This window comes from Syntrophothermus lipocalidus DSM 12680, from assembly GCF_000092405.1.
Taxonomy (GTDB): Bacteria; Bacillota; Syntrophomonadia; order Syntrophomonadales; family Syntrophothermaceae; genus Syntrophothermus; species Syntrophothermus lipocalidus.
In genome coordinates this window covers 1,425,395-1,442,165 of the sequence record NC_014220.1, presented here as the reverse complement: position 1 = coordinate 1,442,165, position 16,771 = coordinate 1,425,395, and the positions used below count along the sequence as shown (strand labels likewise).

At 51.8% G+C, this 16,771-nt stretch carries 16 protein-coding genes; 11 read left to right on the top strand and 5 right to left on the bottom strand.

Features of this window, described 5'->3' with window-relative positions; all coding sequences use genetic code 11:
* The first annotated feature begins 46 nt into the window (after nt 1–46).
* The 3 genes from SLIP_RS06860 to SLIP_RS06850 all read left to right on the top strand — a co-directional run bounded on the left by SLIP_RS06860 (nt 47) and on the right by SLIP_RS06850 (nt 3,097).
* Nucleotides 47–1,222, top strand: a complete 1,176-nt coding sequence (locus SLIP_RS06860; protein WP_013175552.1) for a DnaD domain protein — start codon at nt 47–49, stop codon at nt 1,220–1,222.
* 178 nt (nt 1,223–1,400) lie between these two features.
* Nucleotides 1,401–2,762 (top strand): replicative DNA helicase, encoded by a 1,362-nt coding sequence (locus SLIP_RS06855; protein WP_013175551.1) that lies wholly within the window; start codon nt 1,401–1,403, stop codon nt 2,760–2,762.
* The gene (locus tag SLIP_RS06850) at nt 2,759–3,097 is read left to right on the top strand and encodes a hypothetical protein (RefSeq protein ID WP_013175550.1); all 339 of its coding nucleotides are present in this window, start codon (nt 2,759–2,761) and stop codon (nt 3,095–3,097) included. The genes SLIP_RS06855 and SLIP_RS06850 overlap by 4 nt, the downstream gene beginning before the upstream one ends.
* A 141-nt stretch (nt 3,098–3,238) precedes the next feature.
* Here the strand turns inward: SLIP_RS06850 and SLIP_RS06845 are convergent, their stop codons facing one another.
* Nucleotides 3,239–3,655 (bottom strand): Hsp20/alpha crystallin family protein, encoded by a 417-nt coding sequence (locus SLIP_RS06845; protein WP_242649152.1) that lies wholly within the window; start codon nt 3,653–3,655, stop codon nt 3,239–3,241.
* Nucleotides 3,656–3,952: 297 nt separating this feature from the next.
* On the opposite strand from SLIP_RS06845, the gene speE reads away from it, so the two are divergent.
* The 5 genes from speE to yyaC all read left to right on the top strand — a co-directional run bounded on the left by speE (nt 3,953) and on the right by yyaC (nt 8,928).
* The gene (speE, locus tag SLIP_RS06840; RefSeq protein ID WP_013175548.1) at nt 3,953–4,798 is read left to right on the top strand and encodes a polyamine aminopropyltransferase; all 846 of its coding nucleotides are present in this window, start codon (nt 3,953–3,955) and stop codon (nt 4,796–4,798) included.
* A 68-nt stretch (nt 4,799–4,866) separates the two neighbouring features.
* Nucleotides 4,867–6,615, top strand: coding sequence for an indolepyruvate ferredoxin oxidoreductase subunit alpha (iorA, locus tag SLIP_RS06835; RefSeq protein WP_013175547.1), 1,749 nt, complete (start codon nt 4,867–4,869; stop codon nt 6,613–6,615).
* A complete protein-coding gene (locus SLIP_RS06830) occupies nt 6,615–7,229 on the top strand; it encodes an indolepyruvate oxidoreductase subunit beta (RefSeq protein ID WP_013175546.1) in 615 nt (204 codons plus the stop codon). The genes iorA and SLIP_RS06830 overlap by 1 nt, the downstream gene beginning before the upstream one ends.
* A gap of 16 nt (nt 7,230–7,245) precedes the next feature.
* On the top strand, nt 7,246–8,349 hold the full coding sequence (hisC, locus tag SLIP_RS06825) for a histidinol-phosphate transaminase (RefSeq protein ID WP_013175545.1): 1,104 nt from the start codon (nt 7,246–7,248) through the stop codon (nt 8,347–8,349).
* Nucleotides 8,350–8,355: 6 nt separating this feature from the next.
* Nucleotides 8,356–8,928: a spore protease YyaC gene (gene yyaC / locus SLIP_RS06820; protein ID WP_013175544.1), complete on the top strand. Its 573-nt coding sequence runs from the start codon at nt 8,356–8,358 to the stop codon at nt 8,926–8,928.
* A gap of 48 nt (nt 8,929–8,976) precedes the next feature.
* On the opposite strand, the gene SLIP_RS06815 is transcribed toward yyaC, so the two are convergent.
* Entirely contained in the window at nt 8,977–9,222 is a 246-nt protein-coding gene (locus SLIP_RS06815; protein ID WP_013175543.1) for a spore coat protein, read from the bottom strand.
* A gap of 13 nt (nt 9,223–9,235) precedes the next feature.
* On the bottom strand, nt 9,236–9,424 hold the full coding sequence (locus tag SLIP_RS06810) for a hypothetical protein (RefSeq protein ID WP_013175542.1): 189 nt from the start codon (nt 9,422–9,424) through the stop codon (nt 9,236–9,238).
* A 121-nt stretch (nt 9,425–9,545) separates the two neighbouring features.
* Between SLIP_RS06810 and SLIP_RS06805 the strand changes: the two genes are divergently transcribed.
* The gene (locus SLIP_RS06805) at nt 9,546–10,913 is read left to right on the top strand and encodes a WD40 repeat domain-containing protein (RefSeq protein WP_013175541.1); all 1,368 of its coding nucleotides are present in this window, start codon (nt 9,546–9,548) and stop codon (nt 10,911–10,913) included.
* A gap of 79 nt (nt 10,914–10,992) precedes the next feature.
* Here the strand turns inward: SLIP_RS06805 and SLIP_RS06800 are convergent, their stop codons facing one another.
* On the bottom strand, nt 10,993–11,217 hold the full coding sequence (locus SLIP_RS06800; RefSeq protein WP_013175540.1) for a hypothetical protein: 225 nt from the start codon (nt 11,215–11,217) through the stop codon (nt 10,993–10,995).
* A gap of 226 nt (nt 11,218–11,443) precedes the next feature.
* On the opposite strand from SLIP_RS06800, the gene SLIP_RS06795 reads away from it, so the two are divergent.
* A complete protein-coding gene (locus SLIP_RS06795) occupies nt 11,444–13,375 on the top strand; it encodes an NAD(P)/FAD-dependent oxidoreductase (protein ID WP_013175539.1) in 1,932 nt (643 codons plus the stop codon).
* A 90-nt stretch (nt 13,376–13,465) separates the two neighbouring features.
* Here SLIP_RS06795 and corA read toward each other — a convergent pair whose 3' ends face one another.
* Entirely contained in the window at nt 13,466–14,446 is a 981-nt protein-coding gene (gene corA, locus SLIP_RS06790) for a magnesium/cobalt transporter CorA (protein ID WP_013175538.1), read from the bottom strand.
* 270 nt (nt 14,447–14,716) lie between these two features.
* On the opposite strand from corA, the gene SLIP_RS06785 reads away from it, so the two are divergent.
* Nucleotides 14,717–16,657: a transglycosylase domain-containing protein gene (locus SLIP_RS06785; protein ID WP_013175537.1), complete on the top strand. Its 1,941-nt coding sequence runs from the start codon at nt 14,717–14,719 to the stop codon at nt 16,655–16,657.
* The last annotated feature ends 114 nt before the right edge of the window (nt 16,658–16,771 follow it).

Sequence of the window (16,771 nt, the reverse complement as noted above, 5' to 3'; positions counted from 1 at the left end):
AACGAGGAACTGTAACGTGTGAGTTGTGCCTTCAGGAGGATGGATTATGGGCGCTACGGACGCCACAATGGAGTTGCTGCGGTGGGGGTTTGTACAGATACCTGCCGCGCTTTATTATTATGCAGGAGAATTGGACTTGGACGCCGAAGACATCGGCATTTTAGGAGCATTCTTGTACACGTATTGTTGCCGTTCGAAGCCGCTGTGGCAGAGAGGACTTGAAATCGGGCAGGTTATGCAGTGTTATCCTTCACTGAGCAAGAGCAAACTTGCTTGGAGGCTGTCAAAATGGGTTAGGTTGGGATTGGTCGAAGTCGAAGAATCGACATTAGGTGGCGAGTTTAGAACGAGACGGGTTTTTCTTGAGCCTCTTTGGAGCAAGCTCGAGGAAATGGTCATAAGGGATCATCCTGAACTTGATAGCCTTGGATGGCGAGAAAAAGAGTTGTTGCGGCAGGAACTGCAAGCCAAGAACCAGCGGGTTCATGAATTGGAAAGGTTGCTGGAAAGAGGAAGGGCTGGGCTGGACCAGATTTCAAGCACGGCGAACAAAGAACTTAGAGTGGTTATCGATTTCATCGAACAGAAAACCGGGAATCTGGTTAGTCCGGAGATGTATAAAGAAGCAAACCGATGGCTGGATGAGCTAAAGTGTCGTCCAGAATACGTTATCATGATGCTGGAACTGTGCTTTGAGAGAAAGATATACAATCCACGCGAAATCACGGCCATTGCTAGGGGGCTAAGGGAGGCTTCTATCTCTAACTTGGGCGGGATGGAGGACTATTTCCGGCGGATAGTAGACAAGCCTGGTTATTCGCGGTCGCGCTGGCAAGACTTTGCGGTCGAGATGGCCGAGCTCGGCAGCTTTACCGGAATTGATATGCAGGCCGAGGCCAGGAGAAACATGTACGAAAAATGGAGAGTGCAGTGGGGCTTTTCCCACGAGGTGATCATGAAGGCCGGAGAGATCATGTGCCAGCGAACCAGAAGCGGTGGTCTCGAATACATGGACCGGGTACTGGCCAACTGGAGGGAGAAGGGCATTACCACGCCGGAAGAGGCAGAAAGAGAAACCAGTGAGTTTAAAAACCGCAAGCAGAAACGGGATTCTCATGCCAGTGCACCCAAGACGATGAGGACTGCTAAAGACAAGGATGAGGTCGAGATATTCGTAGTTCCGCAGGTGCTGGAGGAATTGAAGAGCAAAGTTCCAGGATAGCCTGCATCTATCGGGGATGAAAAGCAAGGACGATATGGATAGAAAGAGAGTCCCGCCCAGCGGGACGTTTTTATCATTGTTGCTCTACTTCTACGTCTTGAAATCAGTGACCATCAGCGAAAATCTGTGTTCGTCTGTGGCTATTCAAAGTTGCCGTTTTTAGAAGGGGATACGGGAGATGGCGGTAAGACGATTTGTGCCGGAAGAAAGGCTCTCCGACCTGGAGAGCGAACGCCGGGTTATATCTGCCATGTTGCACTCCGAGGAAGCGTGTATTGAGGCTTATGACTCGCTGAAGATGCAAGACTTTTACCACCCTAAACACCAGGTGGTATTTGAGCTGGTATGTAGCCTGTATGAACAGGAAATACGGCCGACCTATGTCGAGCTGCTTAAAGAAGCCCATAAACTGAACCTTTTTCGTGATCCCCGTGATATTGAAGAGCTGAAATACATAGTCGAACACTTTATCGATGATGAAAACGTCCGCTACTGGATTAAACGGGTAAGGGATAAGTCACGGCTCCGTAAATTTGAAGCTTTTCTGCGCCATTACTACCAGGTACTGATAGAGCGGGAAGTCGACGATGTCGAGCAATTGCTCATGGAAGCCGAAGGAGATCTGACTAATATTACGGCACTTGAAGTCGACGACAAGGTGGATACGCCTTACGACCTGGCTAGCCTCAGTTACCAAGAGGTAGAAAGGCGGTTTCTGAGGTATAAGGAAATTCAGGAAAAACACCGCGGGGTCATACCGTTGGACGGGCTCACTACCGGGTTTGACACGCTGAATCACATTACTTTAGGATACAAGCCCGGAGATTTGATCATAGTAGGAGCCCAAACCGGTCACGGGAAAACGGCTTTTGCTCTCCACACTGCCCTGGCAGTGGCGGTAAGGCAGCACCACAACATTTTGTACCTGAATACCGAAATGAGCCGGGTACAGATAGCCTTGCGTTGGGGTTCTATCCTTTCTAACATCGAGCAAGACCTTATCCGTCGCGGCGACCTGACGGAGAGCCAGCTGTCGAGGGTTCTGCAGGGATATTCCCTTTTACGGGAAAGTGGGTTCTACTCGTATCCATGCCCCAATTTGACCCCCGAAAAAACCATATCTATAGCCCGTAAATTCAAGGTGCAACACGACATAAAGCTGATGATCCTTGACTATGTGGGCAGGATGGACAAGATAACCAACAACTTAGCAGAATGGCAGGTTTTGGAACAAATTGTCAAAGCCCAGAAGATGTTAGCCCAGAACCTCAATATTGCCGTAATGTGTCTGGTTCAGTTAAATGAGGATGGTACACTTCAGGGGGCTAGACGGATGAAGAACGAATGTGACCTCATGCTGAAGCTCCTTCCCATTTCCAGGGAGGAGATGGAGGAAAACGAAGAGCTCAAAAAATATAAACGGGCTAACTATTACCTCTACATCGACAAGAATAGGGACGGCATCGGCGGGGTGTATATTCCGATCTACTTTGATAAGGCCAGGCAGACCATGCACGATGCGGAGAGGGTTTCCCTGTGACCTGGGGATTAACGAACCGGAGGAAACAGATTCAGGCCGAATTGGCAACTCTTATATACGAGTGTCACACCCAGGGGCGATTGTCGCCCGAAGAGATGATGTGTCTCTTGGATATCTTGGCGGCGCTTTTGGATCAGGGTGACACGGAACTGGCTAACCTTTTACGGAGGTGGGCAAGCAGCGGAATGGGGGAGAAGGACGCGCTCGACATAAACGAGATCATCAGAGTGACTTTGGTCAATACCGACTGGAAGGACGCGTTTGCACGTGCTAAAGGATTGGAATTGATTCGAGATTTGGTGTCAGAGCTGGAAAAGGAAAAGGAAAAGGGGTAGGGTAAGCAAGCCCTATCCCTTTTTTGTTCACAAGAGCCTGGTGACCGAAGACTCTCTTGACGACTTTCGTATAAAACGTCCGCGTGTTGTCGCCAAGACCCCGAAAAGGCGTGTTTGTTTATCGGCTAACTTTGGCTACGGTTACTGGATTTGCAGTTTCTTAGCCCGGCTGCGGTACTCTTTAGTTTTCGGGATCCTCACCTCCAGGATACCGTTGCGATAGGAGGCAGTGCTGCCTTCGGTGCTGATATAATGGGGCAAAGGCACGGTTCGGTAGAACCTGCCAAAATAGCGTTCCGACCTGTGGATGCCGTGATCCGATATGTCTCTTGTTCGTTTTATTTCCCCTGAAAGGCTCAGCTGGTTGTCGGTTATGGAGACGTCGATATCGTCTTTGGATTCAACGCCTGGTATCTCGGCGGAGACAACGATCTCGTTGTCGGTCTCGTACATATCAATTCGGGGAAGCTGGGTCGTTCGCGGGAAATCGAACATGTTTTCCAGTTCCATAGCCAAGTTGCGCCAGGGTAGGTTTTCCCTGAAGGGACTCCAGCGCATTAACGACACGTTATCACCTCCTTTGAGTCTTGAGCTTGTGATTAGTTTTGCTGGCGAAAGACTAAAATATTCGCTAAAATCGGAGGTAAGTTGCAGGATTAACACCGGTGAATGTCTAAGAAATTCTACCAACAATTACTGTAAAAAGAGCGGGCTGCGTCGCGCTCTTGCGTGGGCAGGGGCAACAGGCGGGATAGTCTTTTGATATCGACAAACGGTGGATCGAATTCACCAGCGACAGAGTAATTGCAAGAGAAACCGTCGCGGGCTTGTATTCATAGGGAAAGGGGTGATGGCATGGACGCTTGGTTGCACGAGGGGCATACTAAAGGGTACACGGTGAGCTGGCGCCTGCGCGACGTGATTCATGTAGAGAAAACGCCTTACCAGGAGCTAGCCATTGTGGACACCTATGAATGGGGCAAGGCTTTGGTGCTAGACGGGTGTATTCAAACCACCGAGGTAGACGAGTTCATATACCACGAGATGATCACTCACGTGGCAATGATGGCCCATCCCGAACCCAAGAGAGTGTTGATAATAGGTGGTGGAGACGGAGGGGTATTGAGAGAGGTTCTCAGGTATGATTCGGTTGTAGCGGCGGACTTGGTGGAAATAGACGCACGGGTTGTCGAGAATTGCCAAATTTATTTGCCTGAAATTGCCTGTGGCTTTTCGGATCCCCGGGCTAACATCATCATAGAAGATGGTTTACAATACGTTAAGAAACCAGAAAGGAAGTACGATGTAGTCATCGTGGATTCGTCAGACCCCGTAGGTCCAGCGGTAGAGTTATTTGGGGCTGCCTTTTATCAGGATGTATGCGCCATCATGGAAGAAGACGGGATCATGGTGGCCCAAGCAGAATCTCCGCTTTTTTTTAGAGACACGTTCGTACAGGTATTTTTGAATATGCGCCAGGTATTTCCCATCGCGCGTGTTTATCTGACCTCTGTACCCACGTACGTTAGCGGTTACTGGGCGTTCGGCGTGGGCTCCAAGAAGTACCGGCCAGAGGAAGTTGCAGAAGGGCGCCGTACGGTGGGCGGATTAAAGTGGTACACACCCGATCTTCACCGTGCAGCCTTTGTTCTGCCCCGCTCTGTCAAGGAAAGCCTTGAAACCGCGGCTGAGGCTAGATGAGGACAGATTATCGAATTGGTTGGAGAAGGTCGGCGAAGAAGTATAAGATGAGGATTAGGGGGAGCACGATGAGAAGATTGATGATCGGCAACGAAGCTATTGCTAGAGGAGCATATGAGGCCGGGGCCACAGTGGCTACCGCTTATCCGGGTACGCCCAGCACCGAGATACTGGAGTTTTTCAGCAGGTACGATGGGGTGTACGCGGAATGGGCTCCCAACGAGAAAGTGGCTTTCGAGGTAGGTTGTGGAGCCTCCATTGCCGGGGCCCGTACCTTGGTGGCTATGAAACACGTCGGAGTAAACGTCGCGGCTGACCCGCTTTTCACTTTTGCTTATACAGGGGTAAACGGCGGTTTGGTCTTGGTGTCTGCGGACGATCCGGGGATGCATTCCTCGCAGAACGAGCAAGACAACCGGGGATACGGTAAGTTTGCCAAGCTGTTGGTTGTTGAACCTTCAGACAGCCAAGAAGCTAAAGACTTTGTTTTTTCGGCTTTTGAGCTGAGCGAGCGGTTTGACACCCCGGTTATGTTGAGGATTACTACACGCCTGGCCCATTCTCAAAGCATGGTGGAGGAGGGCGAGCGGCAACAGGTTGATCTGAAACCTTATACCAAAGACGCTGCCAAATACGTCATGTTGCCGGGGCACGCCCGGTTGCGCCACCTCGAGGTTGAAAAGCGGATGGCTGCCTTGCGTGAATACGTGGAGGAGAGCCCTCTAAACCGGATAGAGTGGGGAGATCGAGCCCTCGGTATCGTTACCAGCGGGGTGGCTTACCAGTACGTGAAAGAGGTTATGCCCGAGGTATCGGTTCTTAAACTGGGTACGGTCAACCCTTTGCCCGAGCAACTGGTACGTCGGTTTGCAGCCGAGGTTGACCGTTTAATCGTGGTGGAAGAATTGGAGCCTGTGATGGAGGAGCAATTGAAAGCATGGGGGATCAAGGCAGAAGGCAAGAATTTCCTCCCGCGTACCGGTGAGTACAGCCCAGAACTCTTGGAAGAGAGATTACTGGGGAGAACTACGAACACTGCTTACACGCTGGATACGACGGTGCCCGCCAGGCCACCCCTGTTTTGTCCGGGATGCCCGCATCGGGGAGTCTTTTATACCCTGGGCCGGATGAGATTGACTGTTTGCGGGGATATCGGTTGTTATACTTTGGGGGCACTCAAACCCTTGGCTGCCATGGATACCACCATCTGTATGGGAGCGAGCATAGGCGCAGCCCTGGGTATGGAAAAGGCCCGGGGACCCGAGTATGCCCAGAAAACAGTGGCGGTGATCGGCGATTCTACATTCGTGCATTCAGGTATCACCGGGCTCATCGATGTCGTGTACAATCGGGGAATTTCTACTGTGTTGATTCTAGACAACGGGACCACGGCCATGACCGGTCACCAGCATCACCCGGCGACTGGCCGCACCATCGACGGGGTAGAGACGGCAAGGTTGGACCTGGAGGCGGTTTGCCGGGCAGTCGGGGTACAGAGGGTAAGGACCGTGGACCCACTGGACTTGAACCAACTGGAAGCAGCCTTGAAAGAAGAGCTCATTTCTGGACAGCCTTCGGTTATCATCGCCAGGCGACCTTGTGCCCTTCTCCCTGATGCCGGTCTGGGAAAAAAGATGTACTACGTGGACGAGGAGGCTTGCAAAGGATGCCGGCTGTGCATCAAGATAGGGTGCACTGGTATTTATTGGATAGAAGAAGAAAGAATAGCCAGGATTAATCCCAACCTCTGCGTTGGGTGTGGCCTTTGCGCTCAGATATGTAAGCTGGATGCCATCCTGGAAGGGGGTGGGCGGTAATGGCAGGGCAAGCGGTTACCAGTGTCATGATAGTTGGGGTCGGTGGGCAGGGCACCTTGCTGACCAGTCGGGTTTTGGCCCGGGTGGCCGTAAAATTGGGACATGACGTCAAAGTGTCGGAGGTTCACGGAATGGCCCAGCGAGGAGGGAGTGTGGTCAGCCAGGTCCGGTTCGGGCCTAAGGTTTATTCCCCGATCATAAAACGGGGAGATGCCGACATCGTTTTAGCGTTTGAGAAGCTGGAGGCGGCCCGCTGGTTGGGATACCTCAAACAGGGCGGGTTGCTGATAATAAACGATGAGAGGGTGGATCCTCTCCCGGTCATGAGTGGAGAGGCTAAGTACCCCGAGGACATTGCTCAAAAGTTGTGTCAGGTTGTTCCCAACAGCGTGCTGGTCGATGCTACTGGGATTGCCGTGGATTGCGGTAGTGCCAAAGCGGCCAACATGGTCTTAGTGGGCCTGTTGAGCTCGGTTATGGATATAGACCCCGAATTGGTAGAAGAGGCTATTCGCGAGTTGGTTTCGCCAGCTGTTTTGGACCTGAACCTGCGCGCTTTCCATGAGGGCAGGGCTTTTTGGGGTAACAGGGCTTCGACGGCCTATATCGGTTGATTAGGGGGAAGGCTAGATGGCAGGATTTGTCGAGAGAAACGCACGCAAGGAAGTATTTTCATTAAAACCTTATGTTCCGGGAAAGCCCATCGAAGAAGTGGAGAGGGAACTAGGCCTCAAAGACATCGTAAAAATGGCTTCCAACGAAAACCCGCTCGGACCGTCTCCCCGGGCTAAGGAGGCGGTTATCAATGTGGTCGAGGACCTGAATATTTATCCCGACAGTAATTGTTTTTACCTGAAAAAGAAACTAGCGGAAAAATTCGGCTGCTCGCAGGATTGCTTTATGATAGGCAATGGATCGGATGAACTTTTGCGATTGATAACGGAAACTTTTGTGCAGCCGTCAGATGAAGTGATTTACGGGGATCCTTCCTTTTCGGAGTACGAATTCATGACCCGCATCATGGGAGGCATGGTGAAGCCGGTTCCTCTGCAGGATTTCACCTACGACTTGCAGGCCATGAAGGCGGCTGTGACCGAAAATACTAAGATAATCTACGTGTGTAACCCTAACAACCCTACGGGTACCGTGGTTACCCGTCAGCAACTGGAGAGGTTCATGGATGGTCTGGATGAGGATATCCTGGTGATTTTCGATGAGGCTTACTACGAGTATGTGGATGACCCCGGGTTTCAGAGTGGGCTCGAATACCTCGACCGCGGCTACAACGTCATCGTTTTGCGGACGTTTTCAAAAATATACGGGTTGGCTGGCTTGAGGATCGGATACGGGATTTCTACGCCGGAGATTGTCGCTGCCGTGAATAGGGTCCGGGAGCCCTTCAACGTGAATCTGGTGGCCCAGAAGGCAGCTGTGGCGGCCTTGGAGGACGAGGAGCACCTGACAAGAAGCCGGGAGATAAACCGGCAAGGCAAGGAATACTTGTACCGAGAGTTGCAGGCAATAGGCTTACGTTATGTCCCAACGCAGGCCAATTTCATTTTTTTAGATACGGGGCTGGACTGCCGGCGGGTTTTCCAAGGGCTGTTGATGCAAGGGGTAATAACCCGGACCGGGGATATTTTCGGCTATCCTACTTACATTAGGGTAACTATAGGTACCGATGAACAAAATCTCCGGTTCATCTCCAGTTTGAAGCGGGTTCTGGAGGGTTAGGCTTGCATGACGGTCGTCTTCAAGAAGAAGTACTTCGAACCCGAGGCGGTTTCGGAGTTGGCGAAGGCTCTAGATACCTGTCTTCCGAAAGAAGGCGAAGTCGTGTTCATATGTATAGGTACCAATAGGAACATCCTCGATTGTTTGGGACCTATGGCAGGGACCATGATTAAGGATAAAGTACCCGAACTCGCGGTTTACGGCACTTTGGACGAGCCGATACACGCTCTGAACATGATAACAGCTTTGCGAAGTATCCGCAATCGTCACCGGGGAGCGGTTGAGGTGGCCATCGATGCTTCTTTGGGAAAGCCGGAGGAAGTCGGGGTGATTCAAGTTAGGTTGGGTAGCTTGACCCCGGGCAAGGCGGTAAACAAACGCTTGCCAGCTGTAGGTAGCGTAGCTGTAACCGGCGTAGTGGCCGCAGCCAACGACGAAGAAATAGGCTACGTAAAGACGGTGTCAGGGAGCATTGCCCCCGTGTATTACATAGCACGTACCATAAGCAGGTCTGTATTTGCCGTGAAAGAAGTGTTGCTGGCGCGGGCCGCACCCGAAGAAGGATGTGAAGAAGGCTGACGGTGATCGTCAGCCTTTATCCTCACGGATGTATTTGTTTGCGGTTGGCTAGACCATGATTTGAGAGCGTATCTGCTGGATATCCTGCATGCTGGCGGGTTGGGCGGGGGTGTAGAACCCTTTTTGGGCAGCTGCTTGGTACAGCCGGTATTGAAAGTCTTCGTCAGAGTTGCGTATCTGCTGGATAGTCTGCCTCAGTTGGGGGTTGGAGGTTTCTGAGATGACACGTTCATAGTTTAACAGGCTGCTCTTAACCATAGAAAGAACGTCATTCACCATGTCTTTGTCTTTCATCGTTTCATCTCCTTTATTGCAAGAATGAAGCTAGTTTTTGCTTGGTATTGCGGGCCGACTGGGACGATTGTTGGAACATCTGCTTGAACTCGGGATCAGTGCATTGCTGGGCATAGGTTTCTAGTTTCTTACATGCGGTATCGTGGGCACTGATGAGCTCTCGCAGGTTTTGTAGTTCCATCTGATTAAGGTGGTGAGTCATCGACTTTTATTCCTCCTTTCGTTTTTTGACCATCAGTAGTTTTTCCATTGAGATAGAAAATATTCGTCTGCTTTAAGCTTGGTAATGTATCGGCAACGGTGAGGGAGAGAGGGGAACTGCTGTGAATAGAAACTACGAGGAAAAGCTTTTGTGCAGCCTCAGATACCCGCTGCATTCATTATGTATTAGTCCAGATCGGAGAAGTGTAGCTTTTGTTGCAGGAGGAAGCGGGCGGGAAACGGTTATGCTTAATCAAAGGGAGCTCAAGACTACCGAAAAAGTGATTTCGGGTAGCCTTGTTTTCAGCCCTGATAGCCAGAGAACTGCCTTTGTTGTCAGAAGGGGAGATGGCCAGGCGGTAGTTGTGGACGGCAAGGAGAAAAAGGTTTACCAGGGTATTCTGGAAAACAGCCTGGTTTTCAGCCCTGACAGCCGCAGGCTTGCTTTTGCGGCTCAGGCAGATGAAGGACAGTTTATAGTAGTGGATGGTAAAGCGAGAAAGTATTATGAGGGGATTCTCCAGGGGAGCCTGGTGTTTAGTCCCGACAGTAAAAAGATAGCGTATGCCGCTGCCGTTGATGAAGAATGGCGGTTGGTAGTCGATGGCCGAGAAAAACTGGTCTGTGACGGGGTCGCGATGGGCACGGTCCTTTTTAGTCCCAACAGCGCTCGGATTGCTTGCGCTGCCCAGTTTGACAACAAGTGGTCAGTGTGGGTAGATGGGAGGTCGCAGTCTCTATACAACGCCATCGGCGGGAGTTCGCTCGTTTTCAGCCCCGACAGCCAGCACCTGGCCTACGCGGCTCTGATCGGCAGTAAACGGGTCATGTTGGATGGCAGGTATGCTCCCTGGCCCGGCAACAAACAGCTGGTTGTCCTGGACGGGGTGGAACAAAAGTATTATGACGCGGTAGCAGGTGACAGCTTGACTTTTAGTCCCGATAGCCAACATCTCGCTTATGCAGCCCAGGAAGGATTCGAAATAGTAACGGTCGTCGATGGTGCGGAGATAGGAAGGTATCAGGGCATAGGCGGAGAGACCATGGTCTTCAGTGCCGACAGCCGACACCTCGCTTTTGCGGTCAAAAAACAAGATAAATGGCTGGTAATCCTCGATGGTAAGGAAGGACCTGCTTATGACGGTATACTGAGGGGAAGCTTGATCTTTAGCCCTGACAGTAAACATTTAGCCTACGCCGCGCAAAAGGGAGAGAAAATCGTGATAGTAGTGGATCACGACGAAATAGCCGGGTATGATGCGGTTACTGGAGAGAGCCTGGTTTTCAGCCCTGACAGCAGCCACCTGGTATGGGCAGCCCAAGACGGGCACAGGCAGTATGTTGCGGTTGACGGGGCACCTGGTCCAGAGTATGCAGTGGGGTTTACCACAAAGGGACGTGGTATCGTGTTCGATTCCCCCACGCGGTTTCGCTACCTGGCGATCAAGGATAAAACCCACGTGTGCTTGATTGAGGAATCATTGCCATAGACGTCGATATACTGTAACCGGTTGAAAAACACAGAGACATTGATCAAAGCATAAACCTGCGTTAATCGGCGGCTGATTTCTAGAATGGCCAGTCGGCGATGTTTTTGGTAACCTCGATTTCTGATGGCTCCATCAAGCGCAGCATGGATTGGGGTATGAGGAAGCTGCGGGCCCGGTTCTTGATGAATACTAAAAATATAGGGTCGTCAGGGGTGTAATTGCCCCTTCTGCCAACGATCTTTCCGCTCAGGCCGTTGAAAGGGTGTCCGGATTTGCTGACCACCACCAGGTCACCTAGATCCATGGTTAATTCTCCCTTCTTTCATGAAAGCCCGCTCGCTGGCATTTCCGGCCAGAAACGGGCTGCTTGCAATACCCGCCGTTTTTAAACTACAGGCCGGTGCAAGCTGCTTAGGACAGGCTCCGGAAGACGACCGAGAGCCGATGTCATGGTTTGATTATACCACATTAATGCCAACTGTTTCGAAGGTATTGAGGGGGGTAGGGTAAAGTCTAGGGCAGGTGAGGATATGACGGGGTTAAAGTATTTGTTCCGGTCCGGGTTAATCGGTAGCCTGGCCGTCAGCAACCGGGTATTTCTGCCGGCGATGATCAGCGGTTTGGCTGGTGTAACAGGGGAGGTTAGCCCCGAGATGCTCGCTTATTACAATGCTCGGGCCCGCAGCCAGCCTGGAGTAGTGGTGGTAGAGATTGCGTGCGTTGATGCTCCTACTGGGAAAGCGGCCTTAAACCAGCTTCGTATCGATCATCCGCGATTTCTGCCGGGTTTGAGGCGGCTGGCCGAAAGGATAAAGAGCTGGGGGCCTTGCGCTTTCATTCAATTGCACCATGCCGGGCGGCAGACCACTCTGCTGGCGACGGAAGGGCAGACTCCCTTATCACCGTCCGCGGTTCCTGACCGGTCATCAAGGTACATCTGTAGGGAGATGAGCCTGGAAGATATTGAACTCATAAAGGACAAGTTTATAAAAGCGGCCGGGTTAGCGGTACAAGCGGGGTTTGACGGGGTCGAGATCCATGCAGGGCACGGGTATCTTCTGGGACAGTTTCTTTCACCGCACACTAACCGTCGCCAGGACCGGTACGGAAGGGATGCCACCGGCAGGGCGCGTTTGATTATGGAAATAGTGGATGGGATAAAGGCCGCATGCCCCGGACTGGTAGTTGGGGTTCGCTTTAACGTCGCGGATTTCGTTCCCGGGGGCATCGAGCCGGACGAAGGGGTTTATTTGGCGCAACTCTTGGAATCGGCGGGGTCCGATTACCTTTCCGTCACCGGGGGTACCCACGAATCGGGGCTCACCACGGTTGAACCGGCCTCCTTTCCGGAAGGCTGGAGGATGCGCTTGGCGGCCAAGGTAAAGAAGGCGGTATCGGTTCCGGTGGTGGGAGGGGGTGTGATACGTCACCCTGAATACGCCGAGCAGGTCCTGCGAGAAGGCTGGGTTGACTACGTGTTCATCGGGCGAGGCCAGCTGGCTGACGGAGAGTGGTTGACTAAGGCTAGGTTACAACAAAGCGACCGGATAAGGCCGTGCCTGTCCTGCAACACCTGTATTGCCCAGTCTTTCTATCACCTTGCCGTCACCTGTACAGTCAACCCCTACATAGGGCGAGAAACATGGCTGAACCGCCCAACACAAACCTCATGCCCGAGAAGGGTGGTAGTGGCCGGCGGCGGACCCGCAGGCATGGCGGCTGCCGCCTTATTGGCGGCCAAGGGGCATCGGGTCACTTTGATAGAAGCCAAGCAAGAATTGGGAGGGATGTTGACTCCGGCTTCGCGGGTTCCTCACAAAAGGCGATTGGCCGAGTTTAGGGACTACTTGGTGGGCGAGTTAAAGAGACGCGGGATAGACATCAGGTTAGGGCAGAGGGTTACTCCCAAACTGCTCAACCAGCTTCAGCCCGAAATAGCGGTGGTAGCCACGGGGTCAGTTCCAAGGCCGTGCCCCGGGTTGGCCCCAGGGGAGAATGTGGTCCAGGCTGTGGAGGTTTTGGCCAGTGGTGAACTGGTCAGAAACAGGCGAGTGGCTGTTGTTGGCGGCGGGGCTATAGGGTGCGAAACCGCTTTGTACCTCGCCAGGCACAAGAACCGGGTAATAGTATTAGAAGCTGGTGAAAAGCTGGCTCAAGGCCTTAATCCCATGAGCCGGCGGGATTTACTGGACGGTCTGGATGCAGCGGGCGTAGAGAAGGTTACCGGGTGCGTTGTGGTTGAAGTGAAAGGAGACATCGTAAGAGCCCGGGATTCTTGCGGCAGGATCTTTGATATTGAGGCTGAACTGGTGGTACTAGCCGTGGGGCTCGAACCATACAACCCGTTAAGTAGCATGCTCCGTACTTCGGTGCCCGAAGTTTATGTTATCGGGGATGCGGTTAAGCCGCGAAACATAGCTGCTGCCATCTTTGAAGCCGAGACCCTGGCTAGAAGGTTATAGCGGACTGAGCCGGGTTTGGCAGATAGTGCCCAGGAATAAAGCGCAAGAAAAAGGGTTCTGGACATCTCGCGTTCCGGAACCCTTTTTCGTTTATATCCAACGATTCCGCCGGAAAATAAACAACATAAACCCGGCCAGCAACCCCATGCCTCCGAGGATGTGCCAGAAATACATGGGATTGTCTTGAAGAGGTATGTGGACGTTCATCCCGTACAAGCCGGTGATGAAAGTCAAGGGGATCATGATTGTAGATACGATAGTCAAGACCCTCATGACCTCGTTGGTACGCGTGTTGACGATAGAGTAATAAATTTCCATCGAGCTCGTGACCAGGTCGCGGAAAGTGTCAACCGAGTCCAAAATACGGTCTAGGTGGTCTATTACGTCCAGATAATAAGGTTTGTTCTCTTCGCGGATAATAAATGGGTAACGTCCATGCATATTGGCGAACAGTCTTCTCTGTGGCAGAAGAACCTTGCGCATAAGGAGTATGGTACGGCGCAATGCTAGCATTTCTTCGTTTATTTCGTGATGAGCACTGGTGAATATATCGTCTTCCAATTCATCGATACGGTCGGCCAGTCGTTCGATGATAGGAAAATAATCGTCTACGATGTTGTCAATTATGCTGTACAAAAGGTAATCAGGACCTCGATTCATGAACTCAGCGCTGTACCGGGAAACGCGCGCTACCTTACCAACTGCCCATAGAGCTACCGGATGTATGGTTACTATATAGTTCGGGCCTAAAAAGACGTCGAGTTCGATGCTGGCTATTTCTTCTTCGTCGTCACTCGCTTCTTCATAGTAGCGGAGGGCATGAAAAACAAAAAAGCTGTAATCGTCGTAGCGGTCGATTTTGGCCCGAGGGTTTTCCTGCAAGCAGTCTTCAATGGCCAGGGGGTGAAAGTTAAAAACCTGGCCCACATACTTAAGCTCTTCTTCGGTGCAGTCATAGATATCTATCCATAACAGGTTACATGGGGAACTGAGCAGGGCATCTTTATCTGCCAAGTCGACGTCATGGTACATAGCATTCTCGGCGTGGTTATAAAAGTAGGTCTTGATCAAAGGGGTACCCCTCCTTTCTATCGGAGGGTCCGGCTCACGAGGTGGTAAAACGCGACCCTCCTGGTTTGTAGATTGAGGATGGTATAAAGCTGTGCACATTTTCGCCAGGGTATGGGATCCATCTTACCACCGCCCTTTGCTGTCGAGAATAGTCTTAGCCCATAACCAATATACGGCGGGCATGTAGCCTTGTCAATACGGCCCATCTGCTAATTCAGTAGGGATAGAGTTTTTTCTTCCTGGGAAAATTAGGCATGAGGTGGATTGACGGTGCGGAAGATTACGCTATGGCTCGTGATGGTTCTGAGTGTGGTGCTGAGTGCCGGTTTTACATGGAAACTGCCTGAGCTTAACGTTCCTCAGATGTCTATAATCTATGACATTAATGGGAGAGAAGTAAAAGGGATATACCAACAAAACCGCATCAGCGTGGGGTTGAATCAGGTGTCCCCCTACCTGATTGACGCGTTTATCGCGGTCGAGGACAAGAACTTTTACCGGCACCACGGTATTGATCTAGGGGGGGTCCTGCGTGCTTTGCTCGTTGATTTGCGTGAATTGCGGGTGGTAGAAGGAGGTAGCACCATAACCCAGCAGACCGCGAAGAACCTCTTCTTGACCCAGGAGAGGACCTTAACCCGGAAGATAAAGGAGCTCTATTACACTTTTTTACTGGAGAAGCAGTACACGAAGGATGAGATACTGGAAATGTACCTCAACACCATTTATTTCGGCAACGGGGCGTACGGGGTGGAGGCCGCCGCCCGTACCTATTTTGCGAAATCGGCGTCGGACCTGACCCTGGCTGAAAGCGCACTTTTAGCAGGGATACCTGCTCGTCCCAGCCGTTTCAACCCGTTTGTAAACCCTGAAGCCGCTAAATCCAGGCAATCGGTCGTTCTCGAGCGCATGGTTGAAGAAGGAAAGATAAGCGAGGAGGAGGCGAAACGAGCTCTACGCCAACCACTTCAGTACCGCAGGGCCAGGTTCATCAAAGGGGATGCCCCTTATTTTGCCGACATGGTTATAGATTACCTGGTCAAGAAGTACGGGGCCCGCATGGTTTACCAGGGCGGGCTGAAGATATACACTGGTTTAGACCTGGATATGCAGGAAGCGGCGCAAGAAGCCTATGACGACACCATGAAAGATAAAGACAAGGACCTACAGGCGGCTTTGGTGGCGGTTGACGCCAGGTCAGGGTATATAAAGGCCATGATAGGGGGGAGGGATTTTGCTCAGAGCCAGTTTAACCGGGCCATCAACGCTTACCGACAGCCCGGTTCCGCTTTCAAGCCATTTTTGTATTCGCTGGCCATAGAAGAGGGGTACACTGCGGCCTCTACCTTTACCTGCGATTGGGTCGAATTTCCACAGCCTGACGGTACGGTATACCGGCCAACTGACTATGGCGACCAGCCCTACCACTACCGGGACTTCACTCTAAAAGAAGCCATAATGGTGTCGGATAACGTGGTATCGGTCAAACTGAACAACAGCGTTGGCCCGAAACGATTTGCAGAATGGGCGAAGAAATTCGGTTTCAGCGGTAAGATCAGACCCGTGCTTTCGCTGGCTCTCGGCACATCTGAAGTAACCCCTTTGGAGATGGCGTCGGCTCTCACCGCTTTTGCCAACGGCGGCGTTAGGGCTGAACCGGTAGCCATCATCAAGGTGTTGGACCGAAACGGACAAGTGCTTGAAGAGCACCACCCGCGACAGTCCAGGTTGGTCTCGCCCGAAAACGCATACATAATAACAGATATGCTGGAAGGGGTATTAGAACCGGGAGGCACCGCTTCTCACCTGAAAAGCTTGGTGGGGAGACCGGCGGCGGGGAAAACCGGGACCACTCAAGAATACCGGGACGCCTGGTTTGTAGGTTATACCCCACAGCTGTCGTGTGCGGTATGGGTCGGTTACGACACCCAGACCAGAACCGTAGACCTGCCTGGAGGGCGCATTGCGGGTCCTATCTGGGCAAACTTTATGCGAAAGGCCTCCGAGAAGCTTCCGGTCGAATACTTCCCCGTTCCGGACGACATCATTAACATTAATATCTGCATGGATACTGGATTGGTGGCGACGGAATCCTGTCCTAGGGTAATGAAAGCGGCCTTCGTCAAGGGGACAGAACCGAACGAAATGTGTTACGTTCACCAGTCTTGGTGGGATCTGATTCCAAACACGGCTATTGATTTTGAGCCATAAAAAGGGGAAAATAGTTACAGTTTTGACGCTAGGAAAAGATAAGATGCTCGACCTAAGCCTTGATCCGTCAGTTCATCGTTTAGCAGGAAATGTTCGGGCAACTGGATAATTAAT

Excerpts from the sequence above, each read along its gene's own strand:
- SLIP_RS06860 (WP_013175552.1), top strand. The coding sequence starts at position 47 with ATGGGCGCTACGGACGCCACAATGGAGTTGCTGCGGTGGGGGTTTGTA.
- SLIP_RS06855 (WP_013175551.1), top strand. The coding sequence starts at position 1,401 with ATGGCGGTAAGACGATTTGTGCCGGAAGAAAGGCTCTCCGACCTGGAG.
- SLIP_RS06845 (WP_242649152.1), bottom strand. The coding sequence starts at position 3,655 with ATGCGCTGGAGTCCCTTCAGGGAAAACCTACCCTGGCGCAACTTGGCT.
- speE (WP_013175548.1), top strand. The coding sequence starts at position 3,953 with ATGGACGCTTGGTTGCACGAGGGGCATACTAAAGGGTACACGGTGAGC.
- iorA (WP_013175547.1), top strand. The coding sequence starts at position 4,867 with ATGAGAAGATTGATGATCGGCAACGAAGCTATTGCTAGAGGAGCATAT.
- SLIP_RS06830 (WP_013175546.1), top strand. The coding sequence starts at position 6,615 with ATGGCAGGGCAAGCGGTTACCAGTGTCATGATAGTTGGGGTCGGTGGG.
- hisC (WP_013175545.1), top strand. The coding sequence starts at position 7,246 with ATGGCAGGATTTGTCGAGAGAAACGCACGCAAGGAAGTATTTTCATTA.
- yyaC (WP_013175544.1), top strand. The coding sequence starts at position 8,356 with ATGACGGTCGTCTTCAAGAAGAAGTACTTCGAACCCGAGGCGGTTTCG.
- SLIP_RS06815 (WP_013175543.1), bottom strand. The coding sequence starts at position 9,222 with ATGAAAGACAAAGACATGGTGAATGACGTTCTTTCTATGGTTAAGAGC.
- SLIP_RS06810 (WP_013175542.1), bottom strand. The coding sequence starts at position 9,424 with ATGACTCACCACCTTAATCAGATGGAACTACAAAACCTGCGAGAGCTC.
- SLIP_RS06800 (WP_013175540.1), bottom strand. The coding sequence starts at position 11,217 with ATGGATCTAGGTGACCTGGTGGTGGTCAGCAAATCCGGACACCCTTTC.
- SLIP_RS06795 (WP_013175539.1), top strand. The coding sequence starts at position 11,444 with ATGACGGGGTTAAAGTATTTGTTCCGGTCCGGGTTAATCGGTAGCCTG.